The sequence below is a fragment of the Flavobacterium kayseriense genome, from assembly GCF_014305095.1.
GTDB classification, from domain to species: Bacteria; Bacteroidota; Bacteroidia; order Flavobacteriales; family Flavobacteriaceae; genus Flavobacterium; species Flavobacterium kayseriense.
This window is the reverse complement of record NZ_JACRUI010000001.1, coordinates 906,518-923,320: the sequence shown is the minus strand read 5'-3', so window position 1 is coordinate 923,320 and position 16,803 is coordinate 906,518. Positions and strand designations below refer to the sequence as shown.

The following is a 16,803-nucleotide window of genomic DNA, read 5'->3' as shown; positions in this document are numbered from 1 at the left end:
TTTTGATTCTTTCTAAAACTAAATACACTGTTGTAAAACATGTCAAAATTATATATTGTTCCCACCCCTATTGGTAATCTAGAGGACATGACTTTTAGAGCTATTAGAATCTTAAAAGAAGTCGATTTAATACTTGCTGAAGACACTCGAACTAGCGGAAAACTTTTGAAGCACTTTGAGATTGGGACACACATGCACAGTCACCACATGCATAACGAACACAAAACCGTAGAAAACCTAATTAGTAGGTTAAAAGCAGGCGAAACCATTGCATTAATTTCTGATGCCGGAACTCCTGCTATCTCAGATCCTGGTTTTTTGTTGACACGCGCTTGTGTAGAAAACGGAATAACAGTCGAGTGCTTGCCTGGCGCTACTGCATTTGTGCCTGCCTTAGTAAACAGCGGACTCCCAAATGATAAATTTATTTTTGAAGGCTTCCTTCCGGAAAAAAAAGGTCGTCAAACGCGATACCTCGAACTTGCCGAGGAAACAAGAACAATGATTCTTTATGTTTCACCACATAAATTAGTAAAAACACTAGCAGAGTTCATTACTTATTTTGGTGAAGATCGCCAAATTTGTGTTTCAAGAGAATTATCCAAACTACACGAAGAAAACCGCAGAGGAACCGCTAAAGAGGTTCTAGCGCATTTTGAAAAAACAGCCCCTAGGGGTGAAATCGTAGTTGTAGTTGCAGGAAAAACAATAGTAAAAGAAGTTAAAAAAAGTAAATTCCAAAAGGACGAAGAATAAAAAATGAACAATCAAAAGGTGATTATAATAGGTGCTGGACTATCCGGTTTAATGCTCGCCTATTTATTAAAACAAAAAGGAATTCAATCCTTAGTTCTTGAAGCAAATAGCCGCATAGGTGGACGCATAAATACAATAACTGGAGCAAGTGGTGTCACCATCGAGATGGGAGCGACTTGGTTTGGAAACTTACACCCTACCTTACTTTCATTCCTAGACAAACTAGAAATATCATATTTTAGACAATATACTAAAGGTGTTTCTCTATTTGAAACTATGTCTTTTGTCCCTCCACAGAAATTCGAAATTCCAGATACTGAAGAACCTTCGTATAGAATTCAAGGCGGAACCCAAACCTTAATTAACAAACTAGTTGCAGAAATTGGTGTCGAAAATATAGCAACAAGTACGAAAGTAAAATCAATTAAAGAAGTACACAACCAGCTGGAGCTTACAGACACCAATGGAAATCAGTTTTTTGCTGACAAAGTTGTATCAACAATACCACCAAACTTACTGATAAAAACAGTTGTATTCGAACCTAATTTACCTGAAGATATTGTACAAGTAGCTAAAAAAACGCACACTTGGATGGGCGAATCGATCAAGTTTGCTGTAGAATATACAACTCCATTTTGGAGGGAGAAAAACTTTTCAGGTACCTTGTTTAGTCATGCTAGCATTGCACAGGAAATGTATGATCACAGTACATTTGACAATACTGGTTTTGCTCTAAAAGGTTTTTTAAACGGTGGATCGCATAAGTTAACTTTGGCTGAACGTCAGGAGAAAGTCATAAAACAATTAACTTGCTTGTTTGGTAAGGATGCTGAAAACTATCTAGCCTATCATGAAAAAGTTTGGCGCGAAGAAGAACTTGCTTTTGTGCCGTATGAAGAGTTGGTTATGGCACATCAAAATAACGGTCATATAACATACCAGAAATCGTTATACAACAATAAATTTTACTTTTCAGGGGCTGAAACCGCCTCAATAAATCCGGGTTATATGGACGGTGCCATTAATGCAGCAATCCACATTGCCTCACAATTTTAAAAACTAAGCATATGAATATCGATTCTTTTTTAGAAAAATTAAATAAAACGCCTCAAGAAATAACTTTCTCAGAGACTATAGCAGTAATTGAAAATAACTACAACTTCTCTCCTACAGCTTTCGAAAATGGGTTATTACACAATGCCGCAGGAGAAAACTCTGGTTCCTGTAAAATATTTGCTTTCGCCGAATTGCAGAAATTGTCTAAAGAAGCGACATTGTCTTGCTTTGGAGCATATTACCGTGAAGAGGTTTTAGGAGATCTAGAGGGCACGAACCACCAGAACATTCGTGATTTCATGAAATCAAGCTGGGACGGTATTGCTTTTTACGGTGAAGCCCTGACTTCAAAATAATCAAGAAGTTACTATACTCTACAATATATGCGCTGGACAATAAAACCGAAACCTTCTGAAGATAAAATCAAACATTTGGCTCAAGCCTTAAATGTAGAAGATTTTGTAGCGCAACTTTTAGTGCAACGCGGCATCGAGACGTTTGAGGATGCCAAACTATTTTTTCGCCCGTCACTAGAACATTTGCACGACCCCTACTTGATGAAAGATATGGACAAAGCAGTTGCTAGAATCGAAACAGCGATTGAAAATCAGGAACGCATATTAGTATTTGGAGATTATGATGTAGACGGAACCACAGCGGTTTCTCTCGTTTCTTCTTATTTAAAAAGTTATTATCCTGTAGTAGCAACTTATATTCCTGATCGCTATGACGAAGGATACGGTGTTTCATTCAAAGGAATTGATTTTGCGGAAGACAATGGTTTTACGTTAATCATAGCTCTAGATTGTGGTATAAAATCAATAGATCATGTCGCTTACGCAAAAGAGCGAAACATCGATTTTATTATTTGTGATCACCACCGACCTGGCAGTACTTTACCTGATGCAGTCGCTATTTTAGACCCGAAGAGAGACGATTGTAATTATCCTTATGATGAGCTGTGTGGCTGCGGAATTGGTTTTAAACTGATTCAGGCATTAGGATCAAATAGACAACAGACTATTGGTGATTTAGTACCATACTTAGATTTAGTAGCCGCGGCTATTGCAGCAGATATTGTTCCTATGACTGGAGAAAATAGGGTCTTAGCTTATTTTGGTCTACAGGTTATAAATGCTAATCCTAGACCCGGAATCAAAGCTTTAGTGCATCAAATAAAAAAGCAAACATTAGATATTACGGATGTCGTTTTTATTATAGCACCCAGAATTAACGCTGCGGGACGCATTAAGCACGGGAACCATGCGGTTGAATTATTGACTGAATTTGATTTTGAGCAAGCCCAACAATTTGCCTCTGAAATTGAGCAATACAACTCAGATCGAAAAGATTTAGACAAACAAATAACTAAGGAAGCTTTTATCCAAATAACCGAAAATCAGGAACAAGAACGGTTTACCTCTGTCGTTTTTCAAGAGAACTGGCACAAAGGTGTTATTGGTATTGTTGCTTCTCGACTTATAGAAACCTATTACCGTCCTACCTTAGTTTTTACAAAAAGCGGAGACAAATATGCTGCTTCGGCACGATCTGTAAAAGGATTCGACGTGTATAATGCCCTCGAAGCTTGTGCTAGCCATCTAGAACAATTTGGAGGTCACATGTACGCCGCAGGAATGACGATAAAACCTGAAAACTATCCTGCTTTTAAGGAAGCTTTCGAAAAACAAGTACAAGATACCATTCCGGAAAATTTACGTGTTCCGGAAATAGAAATAGATGCTGAAATTAATTTTACAGACATCAGCCCAAAGCTCATTCGGATTTTGAAACAGTTTGAACCGTATGGACCATTAAACATGACTCCTGTTTTTTTAACAAAAAACATCACTGATACGGGCTATGCAAAAACTTTGGGTTCTGACGACGAACATTTAAAATTATTTGTGAAGCAAAATAATTCTGAAGGCATAACAGCTATTGGTTTTGGGATAGGTGATAAAATAGAACTAACAAAAAACCACCAACCATTTCAAGCGGTTTACTGCATTGACGAAAATGAGTGGAAGGGAACGACAACCGTACAATTACGACTAAAAAACATCAAATAATGAGCACTGAAACCACGAAGAAAAAAGATCCCTATGCAGCTTTACGCTACAGAGAATTCAATATTTTTTTACTACTTCGTTTCGCTATGGTTTTCGCTTGGTCGATGCAGTTTATTGTAATCGAATGGCAAGTGTACAGTATTACCAAAGATCCTCTTTCATTAGGAATTATTGGTTTAATGGAAGTAATTCCTGCTGTTTCCTTGGCTTTATTTGCTGGTCATATTGTAGATCAAAAAGAAAAAAAGGGACTGCTTATCAAATGCATACTGGCCTTTTCAGTAATTAGTTTTGGTTTGTTTTTGTTGACTTGGCCAGCAGTCGTGAGTTCTTACGCTACGCAAACTTTATTATATGCCATTTATTTTCTAGTGTTTCTAGGCGGATTAGTACGTGCTTTTCTAGGACCAACAATATTTTCACTCTTATCCCTAATTGTTCCTAAAAAACTATATCCTAATGCTGCAACTTGGAGTAGTTCAGTTTGGCAAATCGCTTCGGTAGTAGGACCAGCTGTAGCAGGTTTTTCTATTACATTAATTGGCGTTCATTGGTCTATGTGTACTGTATTTGCTTGCTCTATACTAGCTTTACTAGCTTTATCACAAATTGAAAAAAAACCAATTTTAAATCCAAAAATCGGCGAACCCGTGATGCAGAGTTTAACGGAGGGTATCAAATTTGTATTTAACAACAAAACCGTTTTGGGAGCTATTACGCTAGACATGGTCGCCGTATTATTTGGTGGTGCGGTGGCATTATTACCTGTTTTTTCACAAGATATCTTAAAGGTTGGTTCAGAGGGATTTGGCTTTTTACGAGCAGCTCCAGCAATTGGATCTTTTTTGACGATGCTAATAACTGCCTATGTACCGTTAAGTAGAAATGCTGGAATGAAATTATTAACCGCCATTTTCGGGTTTGGTATTTGCATCATTGTTTTTGGACTGTCTACGATATTTTGGGTTTCACTAGCGGCTTTGTTCTTGAGTGGTGTTTTTGATGGTATTTCGGTTGTTATTCGACAAACAATCTTGCAATTAAAGACTCCCGATCACATGCGTGGTAGAGTAGCCTCGGTAAATTCTATGTTTGTGGGTTCTTCAAACGAATTGGGTGCGTTTGAAAGTGGTTTAACCGCTAAATTAATGGGAACGGTGACGGCAGTAGTTTTTGGGGGAAGCATGACCTTACTTATAGTTGCCACCACTGCACTAATATCACCTACTTTTAGAAAACTAGATTTGCGAAAAGATATTGAAGACCACGAAAACCAAGAGTAAAAACTATAGTTTTATTTAGAATAATTATAAATAATACTTATATTTGTTAAAAACAATTTAGCAAATGAAGACCATAAAGCAGATTTATCAGAACGATTCAGGCACCTCTTTCTTTTGGAAAAAGGAACATGATATTGTTACCGATAAAGTACAATTGATTTTTAGAGAAACCGGTTTTTACTTTAGCCGGCTAGAGCTACAACAGTTTAAAGGCTGCATCGAAGATAGTTACCGTGCGAATCGAAATTGTGAAAGTTGTGAGCTAAAAAATAGCTGTCACAAGTTTTTACTACGCACACCTTGTGATCAAATTGATCTAGCAGTTTGTATGAATGAATTAACAGCCGTAAAGGATTTAGTTGAAGGCACACTATTTAACATTCAGCTGATAGATTATTTGAATGGTGAAGGCATGAACTAGTTCTAGTATTTTTTTGACAGTAGTACCTGTTAAATAACTTTGCTCCATAGTTTATTTTGTCTAAAAATAGTATATTTATGACAAATTATAACACTAGCTACCTATGAATAAAGTTTTGTTTATGCTTGTTGCACTTCTCATCACTGTAAATATAAGTAGTCAGGATAAAAAATATGCTACAGTTGAATTTGATGTTGCAAATCAACAAACAGATTCCCTCTTTATTTGGAGCATCGAAAATAAAATTGTCCTTCTTAAAATCCTCAAAAAGGATAAAAATGGTGTTTTTAAAGATACTGTAACTGTTAAACCAACGATGCATCTTTTATCTTACACTAGAAACTCTTCGATTTATAACACTTTTTATTTGGCAAATGGATTTGATCTAAAAATCTCTTTAGACACCAATAAATGGGGCGGACCTATGCAGTTTAGCGGCAAAGGAGCAGACGAAAATAATCTTTTTCAAGAGGTACCCAATAGTTTTCCTGACGACGCTGTCCTCACAGATGATAAAAATTTCAAAACCGAATTTGATAAGGCTAGAAAGTTTAGTTTATCACTGATTGAAGGTAAAAAATTAAATCCAGAATTTTATACTGAAATAAAGAAACAAATTGAAGATCAATATCTAAGAATTGAAACCCGACACAAGTTTAAAGTAGCTCAGAATAAACTGAATAATACCGTTTCACCTAACTTTTCGTTTATAAACTATAAAGGAGGACAGTCTACGTTAGAGGATTTCAAAGGAAAGTACGTGTATATCGATATATGGGCAACTTGGTGTGCACCTTGTATACGAGAGATCCCTTATTTGCAAAAAATTGAAGAACTATACCACGGTGAAAATATTGCTTTTCTAAGTATTTCTTCAGATCAATATAGCGATATTGAAAAATGGAAAAAGATGATTGTAACTAAGTCAATGTCAGGAGTACAATTACTTGAGGATAATCGGGTTGCTACTGCTTTCAGTACCTACTTTAACGTGGACACTATACCAAGATTTATATTGATTGACCCAAAAGGAGTAATTATCGATTCAAACACATTAAGACCCTCAGATCCATTGTTAATAGGGAAATTAGATGGATTACTTAATAAGTAGTACTCTATATAAACTTGAAATACGCCAATAAAATTAGTAATTAAATACTGCTTTCAAACTGATAAAAAGAGTGAATTTAGAAGTATTTGATATCGTTTTTCCCGAGGTCAAACTGTGCTATTTACAACAAGAACAAAAAGATAAATCAATATTTACTTTCTAATACTTTTTTATTTCAAAGTTTTCGCCGTCAAAGACACCATAAGTAAAGTAAGAAATCCAGTCGCCAAGATTCACATATTCAGCATTTTCGCCAACACTTACTTTCATTGGTAAATGGCGGTGACCAAAAATGAGGTAATTATAATGCTTTGTTTCCAATTTTCGTTTGGAATATAGAATCAACCACTCGTTGTCTTCTCCAAGGAAAGTTACATCCTCATCTCCTGATATCAGCTTATTTTTTACTGATAAATATTGAGCCAAACGTACACCAATATCCGGATGCAACCACCTAAAAAGCCATTTAAAAAAAGGATTAGTAAACACTTTTTTCATTCTCTTATATCCTTTGTCTCCCGGTCCTTTCCCGTCGCCATGACCTATAAGAAAGGTTTTTTCTCCAAAGGTGAACTCTTTATTATCACGAAATACAGGGATATTCAATTCCTTTTGAAAGTAATCCTCCATCCACAAGTCGTGGTTCCCAACAAAGAAATAAATTGGAATTCCGCTGTCGCGAATTTCGGCTAACTTGCCCAAAACACGAACAAAACCTTTGGGAACTACTGTTTTATATTCGAACCAAAAATCAAATAAATCGCCCAATAAAAAAATTGCTTCGGCATCTTGTTTCACCTCATCGAGCCAAGCCACAAACTTTTGTTCTCTAGGAAAACTCAGTTCAGGTGTAGGCGCTCCAAAATGCTGATCTGAGGCGAAATATACTTTTTTATTATTGGCTAATTGCATGCAGTAGGATGTGGTATTTATTACAAATTATCACTTGCAAACCATTCTGCAAATGAAGATTCTGTTTCTTGTAATTTTAGTGAAAATAATGAAATCCCTTCTGGCAGTCTGCTTTTTATTTTTTGAGCAAAATCTATGACCATGTTTTCACTTGTAGGCTGATAATCTACTAAAATAACGTGATGACCGCGGTTTTTCAATTCATGTGCCAGCTCAACGTGTGGTGTAGTTTCATTAAATACGGTAGCGTGATCAAACTCATCTACGATTTCTTCTTTTACAATTTTTTTCAAATCAGTAAAATCGATTACCATCCCAAACTTTACATTAGTACGATCTGTAATGGGCTTACCAATAACCGTTACTGACAATTTATAGCTATGACCATGTACATTTTTACATTTACCATCATAGCCATAAAGGGCATGTCCGGTTTCGAAACTAAATTGTTTTGTGATTCTGATATTGCTCATTGTAAAGTAATTTTGGCTGCAAATTTAGTGAATTGAGACGAGAAATGAAGGAGAAATAGTGTCTTTGGATTTGGTGTCGTTTTTAGCCCCGGTAGCAGCGGCATCTCCTGCCTTTTTTTGGCAGGAATACAGCGGATGACGGGAAATAGCTTCAAGAAAAAATACTATTTCTTTTTGAACTGTTGTAAAGCTTTTTTGGCATAATCAGACAATACTAATTTACCTGTAATGGCCGCTCTTTCCAGTAAAAGTGTTTCCCAATGGTTTGTACCTTCCCAAATGATTTTTTTCATTTCTAACAGAGAATCTGGATTATAGGTCGCCAAACGCTTAGTGAATTGGTCTAACTCGTTATCTAACGCTTCAGAGTTTAGAAAAACTTTTGCATAGAGACCCTTATCGTACGCCCACTGTGCTGTTTTCCATTCGTGAGCTTCTATAGTCATGGTGCTCATTGCCATTTTACCAATTTTACGACTAACGGCAGGTTCAATTACGAAAGGACCAATTCCGATTGCTAGTTCTGACAGTTTAATACTTGCGTCTGCTGTTGCAAAAGTATAGTCGCAGGCAGAGGCGATCCCTACTCCGCCTCCTACAGCTTTACCATGAATACGGCCAACGATTAACTTGGTGCAGCGTCGCATGGCGTTAAGTAAGTGAGCAAAACCAGAGAAGAATTCGGTTCCCTCTTCTAAATCTGAAACAGCCAAAAGTTCATCAAATGAAGCACCAGCGCAAAAGGCTCCTGTTCCTTCACTTTTAAGAACAATTATAGCAACCTCATGATTATTGCTTAATTTATCTAATTCGTTTGTTAAGGCGTTAAGTAATTGACGAGGAAAAGAATTACTTGCAGGATGACCAAATTGCACGGTCGCAACCTTGTTTATGATCGTTGTACTCAATGTTCCTTGCATTGCTATTTGTGTCATTATGATAGTTTTTAGGTAAAGTTAAAAATATTAAACGAAACCGATTCTTTTTTTAAAAATTGTTATTTGGAATACTAATTATATTATATTTGCGGCCGTAGGGGGATTAGCTCATTTGGCTAGAGTGCTTGCCTGGCAGGCAAGAGGTGACCGGTTCGAATCCGGTATTCTCCACAAAATGCAAAAACCGTGAATCTTGAAAAAAGATTTACGGTTTTTATTTTTATAAAATATTTCCAAAAGATACTAAAATAATAGCGCTTAGGTTTAAAAAAATTTAGAAAATTAAACACAGAAAAGGCTATCACAAAGAATTGAGATAGCCTTTTTATTAGTGAATTAGTACTGTTTTTTTACTTAAAAGAATCCAACTGGTTCTTTGTCGTAAGAGATTAACATGTTTTTTACAACACGGTAATGATCTAATGCCATTTTATGATTTTCACGACCAAACCCAGATTCTTTAACACCGCCAAAAGGAGCGTGAGCAGGATAAGTATTATATTGGTTTACCCAAACTCTACCGGCTTGAATAGCTCGTGGAACTTGGAATAATTCGTGTGCATCACGAGACCAAACACCTGCGCCAAGACCATAAGGAGTATCATTTGCGATTGCAATGGCTTCTTCAGTAGAACTAAATGTTGTTAGGGCTACAACCGGCCCAAAAATTTCTTCTTGGAATACACGCATATTATTTGTTCCTTTTAATACCGTTGGTTGAACATAGTATCCTCCAGCTAAATCGCCTTCGTAATTACCCGCTTCTCCACCTGCTAATACGATCGCACCTTCCTCTTTACCAATATTGATATAATTAAGTATTTTTTCGCATTGCGCTTTTGAAACTTGAGAACCAATCATTGTTTCTGGATCAAGTGGATTTCCTTTTTTAATCAGTTTTAAGCGTTGTTGCATTCTTTCAATAAAAAGATCTGCAATATCTTCATGAACTAGGATACGAGATGGAGTAGTACAAATTTCTCCTTGATTAAGCGCAAACATTAATGCTCCCTCTACAGCTTTACTGAAGAATTTATCATCTTGAGCCGCTACAGATGGGAAGAAAATATTTGGAGATTTTCCCCCTAATTCCATAGTTACAGGAATAATATTTTCTGCTGCATTGTGGTACACTTTACGACCAGTTTCAGTAGAACCTGTAAATGAAAGTTTAGCGATACGTTTTGAAGTAGCTAAAGCTTGCCCAGCTTCTGCACCAAAACCAGTTACGATGTTTAATACTCCTGCAGGTAAAATATCACCTATCAATTCCATCAACATGATTACACTTGTTGGTGTTTGTTCAGCTGGCTTTACAACTGCGGTACAACCTGTTGCTAAAGCCGGAGCGATTTTCCAAGCTAGCATTAACATTGGGAAGTTCCAAGGAATGATTTCTCCAACAACTCCAATAGGCTCGTGCAAAACGATGCTTAAAGTATTTTTGTCATGCTCGGAAACACTTCCTTCATCTGCCCGGATAACACCTGCGAAATAACGAAAGTGATCAATACAATAGGGTATATCAGCAGCGCGAGATTCGCGGATTGGTTTACCGTTGTCAATAGTTTCTAACGTTGCCAAGTACTCTAAGTTATCTTCCATTACTTGAGCAATTTTTAACAACATATTGCTTCTGTCTGTTACTGAAGTTGTACTCCACGAGGGGAAAGCTTCGTGTGCTGCATCCAAAGCAAGATCGATATCCTCTTGGGTAGAGCGAGCCGCTTGAGTAAACACTTTTCCGTCTACCGGAGAAACGTTATCGAAGTACTGTCCTTTGATAGGAGCTACGAATTGACCACCAATAAAATTCCCATATCTTTCTTTGAATACAGGTTTAGTTACATTTGCCATAATTATTTGTTTTATAAATTTAAATGTGTAATTCTTCTGAATTGCTTCAATTTAAATACATTGCAAATTTACGGCAGCAGTTGACTTATCAAGTTATTGATACAGTTCAAAAACTTATGAAAAAAGTTCAATAAAATTATTTCACTAATTAAGACTCGTCAAAAAATACTTAGTCGGCATTAAATCAACACGTTAAAGTACTTTCTTTTTTAATTCGAGACATCTGTTGGACTAATTCCAAACTTGTTTTTAAAAGCTATACTAAAGTTAGATAGGTTGTTATAACCAATATCTAAATAAATATCTGAAGCTTTTAACTCACCAATTAATAGTAATTCTTTAGCTTTTTGAAGGCGCTTATCTTGAAGCCACTTACCTGGAGCCACACCATACTCCAAAACAAAATGGCGTTTAAAGGTTGATAAACTCATATTACACAAAAAGGCAATTTCTTCCAATTTTAAATTAGAATGTATATTACTTTCCACTACATTATTAAAAGGCGATGTCTCTTTTGAAATCAAAGAGTGTAAATAACGTTCAAATTGATCACCATATTTATTGAGTAGATATAACATGATTTCTTCAAATTTTAAAATCAATAACGCATCACTATAACTATGCTCTGACGTTGGCATTGAAGTTAAAGAATTTATAAAAGAGGCTATGTAATCATCATTTTCAATTACAAAATATGGCACTCCTTCACTATTTGGCTTTACATCATTAGTATATTTACTAAGAAAATCAGTTAGTTTCTTTTCAGAAAAAAAAAAGAGTTTACAAAAATAAATCGCTTCTGTATCGAGTAACTCTGTCCATAACCAATTTCCTTTTTTTAGCAATAAGGATTGCCTACTATTAACAGCAACAGAGTTATCCGCAAAGTGAACTTGTTTTTTGCCAACTTGTAAAAAGCTAAACATATTCATACTCAAATTAACCTTACTTTTTACAACATCATTAGTCATTTTAAAATCGTAAATAAATACATCTTGATGCCCTTTCTTAATTTTTAAATAAATTTCAGGTATATTTTCTATTGCCATTTTTTATATTTATTCATTCCTACATTTACTTTAATAAATACGACACGCCTATCGAACCATAAAAGTATCCAGAAATGGTTTTACTATACAATTCTTTACCTCTATAGTTAAATACGTAGGATAGATTGAGGTTGTTTTTACGGTATTTGAAACCCGCTTCGCCATTAAATCTAAAAGGAACTAGACTAAAAGTAATAGGGCTATTGTCGTTAAAAAGACTCCCTTGAATGGTGGCGTCATACAACTGATAATTAACACTTGGAGCTATATAAAAGTAAAATTCGTTTTCACCGCTGTCGATAGCTCCGTCATATAGATTAGAACTATTGACAGGAACTAACTTTTTAATAGCTATCCTACTTACAAAACCAGTAGCTGCACCTACTAAAACAGTACCTAAATTTGCTTCGGATCGCCAGTGAAAATCAATTAAACTACTATTACTACTTGCAAACAGCTTTTTAGAATAGGCAAGCTGAGTTTGAATTGCAAGTGCGTTTTTAATTTGATTTTCCCAACCTTGTACTCTTTTGTAACCAATTAGGTCGTGTAGATTACTCTGTACTTCTTCTCCTAAGGCATTAGGACCTACATATCCTAGTTGAAAAGCTACTTTTAAAACTGATTCACTTTTGTAAAAAAGACTTTTGCCAAATTCTCCAAATAAATATCCAGCATAGGGACGGTCTACTAATTCCTTGCTTGGCGAATCTATATAACGTGGTGTATATATGTATTGGCCCAGGGTGATTTCGGTAATTTCCTTATGAATATTTAGGTTACTGTTTTTTGTTTTGAATCGATAAAATAATTCTAATCCATTTGTATAGTACATATCATTTCTTGAAGACGTGTACAAATCGTTATCTGTTAACAGTCCGATTTCAGATTGCCTATCTTGTCCCCACAGATGAAATGTACAGCATAGAAAAAAAATAAGGTGCAATTTTTTAATGCACATCTAATAGTTAATTTTACCCACTGTTCGCATCACTCTAACAATTTTAGATTTTCGTTTATTGATGTAAGATGACGAACTCGTTGCCTTAAATTTTCTAGGATTAGGTAGTATCGCTGCTATACCAGCAGCCTGGATAGGAGTAAGGTTTTCAGCATCCTTGCGGTACCAATATTCAGCAGCTGCTTGGGCTCCATAAACACCATCGCCCATCTCTATACTATTTAAATAGACTTCCATGATGCGTTCTTTTCCCCAAACTAATTCTATTAAAACGGTAAAATAAGCTTCTAATCCCTTACGAAGGTAACTGCGCCCCTGCCAAAGAAAAACATTTTTAGCAGTTTGCTGTGAGATGGTACTTCCTCCTTTTATCTTTCGACCACGTTCGTTGTTTTTATATGCTTTTTGCATGGCAGTAAAATCAAAACCATTATGCTTTAAAAAAAGTCCGTCCTCACTAGCGATCACTGCCTTTTGGAGATTTACTGAAATTTTTTCTAGCGGAACCCAATCGTGACTAAGAATCGCTTCCTTACCCGATGTTTTGTTTTCTATTGCACGGATCGCCATTAATGGAGTAAATGGTACTGGAACAAATTTAAAAAGCACAACAAAAAATAGTGATAAGCCAAAAAACCAAAGTAGCAACTTACCTAAAAAAAGTAAAGCCTTAGATTTAAAACTTCTAGAATTTTTATTGGTTGGTTTCCTCGTGGATTTCTTTGCTGCTATTTTTGTTGCCATTATATTAAATCTGCTAATTCTGTTCCTACTACACTTCCTATTGCTATTCCCATTCCGCCCAATCGCACACCACAATAAACATGTTCTGACAATTGACTTACAATGGGGTTTTTACTATTTCCAACACCCATGATTCCGCTCCAACGGTGCGCAATTTTAAAATCTTGTTCCGGCAAAATTACTTCTTTTAACAGTTGTTCCAATTTATTTTGGATAATTTCTGTTTGAGCCAATTCAGTTGTTGTTTCTCCCTCAAAATCAAGATTTCTACCACCACCTAATAAAATTCTATCTCCTATATTTCGAAAATAATAGTATCCGCAATCTAAATGAAAGGTACCTTTAATATCCAGATTCACAATTGGCTCTGTAATTAAAACTTGTGCTCTCGCTGGTTTAACGGCTCCATTGGTCAATTTATTAGCAAAACCATTGGTAGCGAATAAAACTTTTTTGGAGCTAAAACTAAAATCTCCCATAACTACTTCAACTGAACCATTTTTTTCTAAAATAGAAGAAACCGTTTGCTGATTTACAATTAGAATATTTTCTGCATAAGCGTTTTTTAGTAAAGCTTGCATCATATTTCCAGTGTCAATTTGGCCTTCAAATGGATTATAAATTAAATTCTCTTTCGTATCCTTAAAACCAAAACGGTCAATTTGCTTTGCAAAAACATCCCCTTTAAAAAGCGGACGCAATAGGTCGTTAATAAAAGGTAGCCTGCTCAAACAATTGGCATAGGTACTATCTTGCTCATTCAAAAAAACTTCATAACCACCAAAGGGCTTAAAATCAATGGCTGTATCACCTAAGCGTCGTCTTAATAATTGAAGTCCTTGCCAGCGTTTTTTAATTAACTGTACTACTTCTTCTTCGGTATGCGAATTCAAATCTTCGATGATTTCAGATATACTACCAAAACAAGCAAAACCAGCATTCTTTGTACTCGCTCCTTGCGGTAACATCCCCTTTTCGATGATGATGATTTTGCTTTCAGGAAATCTTTCGCGCAAGCGCAATGCAGCATGTAAGCCTACTATTCCACTGCCTACTACGGTATAATCTACATTCGAAAACCAATTTTTCACCTCCCAATAACTCAGTTGCATTTTTCAAATTTTTATAAAAATAATATTTTTAGATGATAAAAAGAGACTCCACCCCAATTAAAAGCGTAGAACATTGAGAAAGAGTTAACATAATACCTATTCCCGTAATTGAATAAAATTGTACTTTTAAAATTCGAAAATAATTTTATTTAAAATGAAAAAACTACTTCTTACAACCCTTACAATGATGAGTTTAAGTGCAATTAGTCAAAATGTGATGACACCCGAAACTTTGTGGAAATTAGGTCGCGTGTCCGTTTTAGGGATGTCCACCGATGCTAAAAACATTGTTTACAGCGTTAGTACTCCCTCTGTGGAAGAAAACAAATCGACTTCAAAATACTATACCATTCCCGTAAATGGAGGTCAAGCGGTTGAAATCACCAATTATAAAACTTTAATTACTGACAAAAATATTTCGCCTGATGGAAAGTATATTGTCTATAACGAAGAAGTAAAAATTAATAAAGTGCACGGAAAGGATTTTTATCCTGCTCTTGAAAAATCAGATGTTCAGATTTATGATGGTTTAGATTACCGTCATTGGGATACCTGGAATGAAGGAAAATTTAATCATGTTTTTTACAAAGAAAATAAAGAAGGCGCAACTGGAATTGATATTTTAAAAGGGGAGTCATTTGATAGTCCGCAAAAACCATTTGGAGGAGATGAGGATTATATTTGGTCGCCTAATAGCAAAAGTATTTTTTATGTGTCTAAGAAAAAAGCAGGAACGCAATATGCAATTTCAACCAATACCAATATCTATGAATACAATCTTGAAACTGGTAAAACAGTAAATAGAACCGAAGAAAACCTAGGGTACGACGTAGCACCACAGTTCTCACCAACGGGCGTCCTTACTTATTTGCAAATGAAGCGCGATGGTTTTGAAGCAGATAAAAATGATATTATTGTTGATTTTAAAGGTGTTAAGATGAATCTTACTGCCAATTGGGATGGAACCGTGGAGAGTTTTAAATGGAGTACCGATGGTAAAAAGGTTTACTTTGTAGCGGCTATTGATGGTACCAAACAATTATTTGAAGTAAATTTTCCTGGTTTGACTCGTATTGCCATTAATGTAAGCCAAATTACAAATGGTGATTTTGATGTCAATGAAATTGTTGGTTTCTCTGGAACTAATGTAATTGTGACAAGAGGTGATATGAATCATGCTAGCGAAATTTTCTCTTATGATGTAAAGAAAAAAAGCTGGAAACAACTAACAAATGTAAATACTGAAGTTTATAATTCTTTGGCTTTAAGCAAAACAGAAAAGAGATACGTAACGACCACTGATGGAAAAAAAATGTTGGTTTGGGTTATTTTACCTCCAAACTTTGATGCTACTAAAAAATACCCAACCCTATTGTATTGTCAAGGTGGCCCACAAAGTGCTTTATCGCAGTTTTATTCTTTCCGTTGGAATTTTCAGTTAATGGCTGCAAATGGCTATATAGTTGTTGCTCCTAACAGACGTGGAATGCCCGGAAATGGAGTGGAATGGAATGAACAAATAAGTAAAGATTGGGGCGGACAAGTAATGGATGATTACCTTTCAGCGATTGATGATGTCGCTAAAGAAAGCTATGTTGACAAAAACCGTTTAGGATGTGTTGGCGCTAGTTATGGTGGTTATTCAGCATTTTATTTAGCAGGTATTCACAACAATCGTTTCAAGACATTTATTGCTCATGACGGTGTGTTTAATACGCAAAGTATGTTTGGAACTACTGAGGAGGTTTTCTTTGCAAATTGGGACTTTGGTGGTGCCTATTGGGAAAAAGACAATGCCGTTGCTCAAAAAACGTACACGACTTTCAACCCTGCGACTTTAGTAGATAAATGGAATACTCCTATCCTTATTTTTCAAGGAGGGAAAGATTTCCGAGTACCAATAGGACAAGGTCAAGAAGCTTTTCAAGCAGCACAATTACTAGGTATAAAAAGTAGGTTTATTTATTTTCCTGAAGAAAACCATTGGGTATTAAAACCACAAAACGCTCAAGTTTGGCAAAAAGAATTCTTTAAATGGCTTAAAGAAACTCTTTAAAA

The 16,803-nt window shown here is 35.6% G+C and carries 16 protein-coding genes and 1 tRNA gene; 9 read left to right on the top strand and 8 right to left on the bottom strand.

The window, feature by feature from the left end; translation table 11 throughout:
- The first annotated feature begins 39 nt into the window (after window positions 1-39).
- The 7 genes from rsmI (at window position 40) to H8R22_RS03885 (ending at window position 6,699) form a co-directional block, all read left to right on the top strand.
- The gene (gene rsmI / locus H8R22_RS03915; protein WP_187008836.1) at window positions 40-756 is read left to right on the top strand and encodes a 16S rRNA (cytidine(1402)-2'-O)-methyltransferase; all 717 of its coding nucleotides are present in this window, start codon (window positions 40-42) and stop codon (window positions 754-756) included.
- A gap of 3 nt (window positions 757-759) precedes the next feature.
- On the top strand, window positions 760-1,812 hold the full coding sequence (locus H8R22_RS03910) for a flavin monoamine oxidase family protein (protein ID WP_187008837.1): 1,053 nt from the start codon (window positions 760-762) through the stop codon (window positions 1,810-1,812).
- A gap of 11 nt (window positions 1,813-1,823) precedes the next feature.
- Window positions 1,824-2,168 carry a HopJ type III effector protein gene (locus tag H8R22_RS03905; RefSeq protein WP_187008838.1) on the top strand — a complete coding sequence of 115 codons (345 nt, stop codon included), beginning with the start codon at window positions 1,824-1,826 and terminating at the stop codon, window positions 2,166-2,168.
- Between the two features lie 27 nt (window positions 2,169-2,195).
- A complete protein-coding gene (gene recJ / locus H8R22_RS03900; protein ID WP_187008839.1) occupies window positions 2,196-3,884 on the top strand; it encodes a single-stranded-DNA-specific exonuclease RecJ in 1,689 nt (562 codons plus the stop codon).
- On the top strand, window positions 3,884-5,167 hold the full coding sequence (locus H8R22_RS03895) for an MFS transporter (protein WP_187008840.1): 1,284 nt from the start codon (window positions 3,884-3,886) through the stop codon (window positions 5,165-5,167). The genes recJ and H8R22_RS03895 overlap by 1 nt, the downstream gene beginning before the upstream one ends.
- 64 nt (window positions 5,168-5,231) lie before the next feature.
- Window positions 5,232-5,588 carry a hypothetical protein gene (locus H8R22_RS03890; RefSeq protein WP_187008841.1) on the top strand — a complete coding sequence of 119 codons (357 nt, stop codon included), beginning with the start codon at window positions 5,232-5,234 and terminating at the stop codon, window positions 5,586-5,588.
- A gap of 103 nt (window positions 5,589-5,691) precedes the next feature.
- Window positions 5,692-6,699, top strand: a complete 1,008-nt coding sequence (locus H8R22_RS03885) for a TlpA family protein disulfide reductase (protein ID WP_187008842.1) — start codon at window positions 5,692-5,694, stop codon at window positions 6,697-6,699.
- 159 nt (window positions 6,700-6,858) lie between these two features.
- Here the strand turns inward: H8R22_RS03885 and H8R22_RS03880 are convergent, their stop codons facing one another.
- The 3 genes from H8R22_RS03880 to H8R22_RS03870 all read right to left on the bottom strand — a co-directional run bounded on the left by H8R22_RS03880 (window position 6,859) and on the right by H8R22_RS03870 (window position 9,019).
- A complete protein-coding gene (locus tag H8R22_RS03880) occupies window positions 6,859-7,611 on the bottom strand; it encodes a UDP-2,3-diacylglucosamine diphosphatase (RefSeq protein ID WP_187008843.1) in 753 nt (250 codons plus the stop codon).
- A gap of 20 nt (window positions 7,612-7,631) precedes the next feature.
- A complete protein-coding gene (locus tag H8R22_RS03875) occupies window positions 7,632-8,084 on the bottom strand; it encodes a 6-pyruvoyl trahydropterin synthase family protein (RefSeq protein WP_187008844.1) in 453 nt (150 codons plus the stop codon).
- Window positions 8,085-8,248: 164 nt separating this feature from the next.
- A complete protein-coding gene (locus tag H8R22_RS03870) occupies window positions 8,249-9,019 on the bottom strand; it encodes an enoyl-CoA hydratase/isomerase family protein (RefSeq protein ID WP_187008845.1) in 771 nt (256 codons plus the stop codon).
- 100 nt (window positions 9,020-9,119) lie between these two features.
- Here H8R22_RS03870 and H8R22_RS03865 point away from each other — a divergent pair.
- A tRNA-Ala gene (locus tag H8R22_RS03865) sits at window positions 9,120-9,193 on the top strand.
- A 183-nt stretch (window positions 9,194-9,376) separates the two neighbouring features.
- Here H8R22_RS03865 and H8R22_RS03860 read toward each other — a convergent pair.
- From H8R22_RS03860 to H8R22_RS03840, 5 genes are all read right to left on the bottom strand, one after another.
- Window positions 9,377-10,879, bottom strand: coding sequence for an aldehyde dehydrogenase family protein (locus H8R22_RS03860; protein ID WP_187008846.1), 1,503 nt, complete (start codon window positions 10,877-10,879; stop codon window positions 9,377-9,379).
- A gap of 209 nt (window positions 10,880-11,088) precedes the next feature.
- Window positions 11,089-11,928, bottom strand: coding sequence for a helix-turn-helix domain-containing protein (locus tag H8R22_RS03855; RefSeq protein ID WP_187008847.1), 840 nt, complete (start codon window positions 11,926-11,928; stop codon window positions 11,089-11,091).
- A 25-nt stretch (window positions 11,929-11,953) separates the two neighbouring features.
- Window positions 11,954-12,889: a lipid A deacylase LpxR family protein gene (locus H8R22_RS03850; protein ID WP_187008848.1), complete on the bottom strand. Its 936-nt coding sequence runs from the start codon at window positions 12,887-12,889 to the stop codon at window positions 11,954-11,956.
- Window positions 12,890-13,633, bottom strand: a complete 744-nt coding sequence (mtgA, locus tag H8R22_RS03845) for a monofunctional biosynthetic peptidoglycan transglycosylase (RefSeq protein ID WP_187008849.1) — start codon at window positions 13,631-13,633, stop codon at window positions 12,890-12,892. It lies immediately after the preceding gene.
- On the bottom strand, window positions 13,633-14,745 hold the full coding sequence (locus H8R22_RS03840; protein ID WP_187008850.1) for an NAD(P)/FAD-dependent oxidoreductase: 1,113 nt from the start codon (window positions 14,743-14,745) through the stop codon (window positions 13,633-13,635). Before H8R22_RS03840 ends, mtgA begins: the two co-directional genes overlap by 1 nt.
- A gap of 154 nt (window positions 14,746-14,899) precedes the next feature.
- Here H8R22_RS03840 and H8R22_RS03835 point away from each other — a divergent pair, with 154 nt between their 5' ends.
- Entirely contained in the window at window positions 14,900-16,801 is a 1,902-nt protein-coding gene (locus H8R22_RS03835; protein WP_187008851.1) for a S9 family peptidase, read from the top strand.
- Window positions 16,802-16,803: the final 2 nt, after the last annotated feature.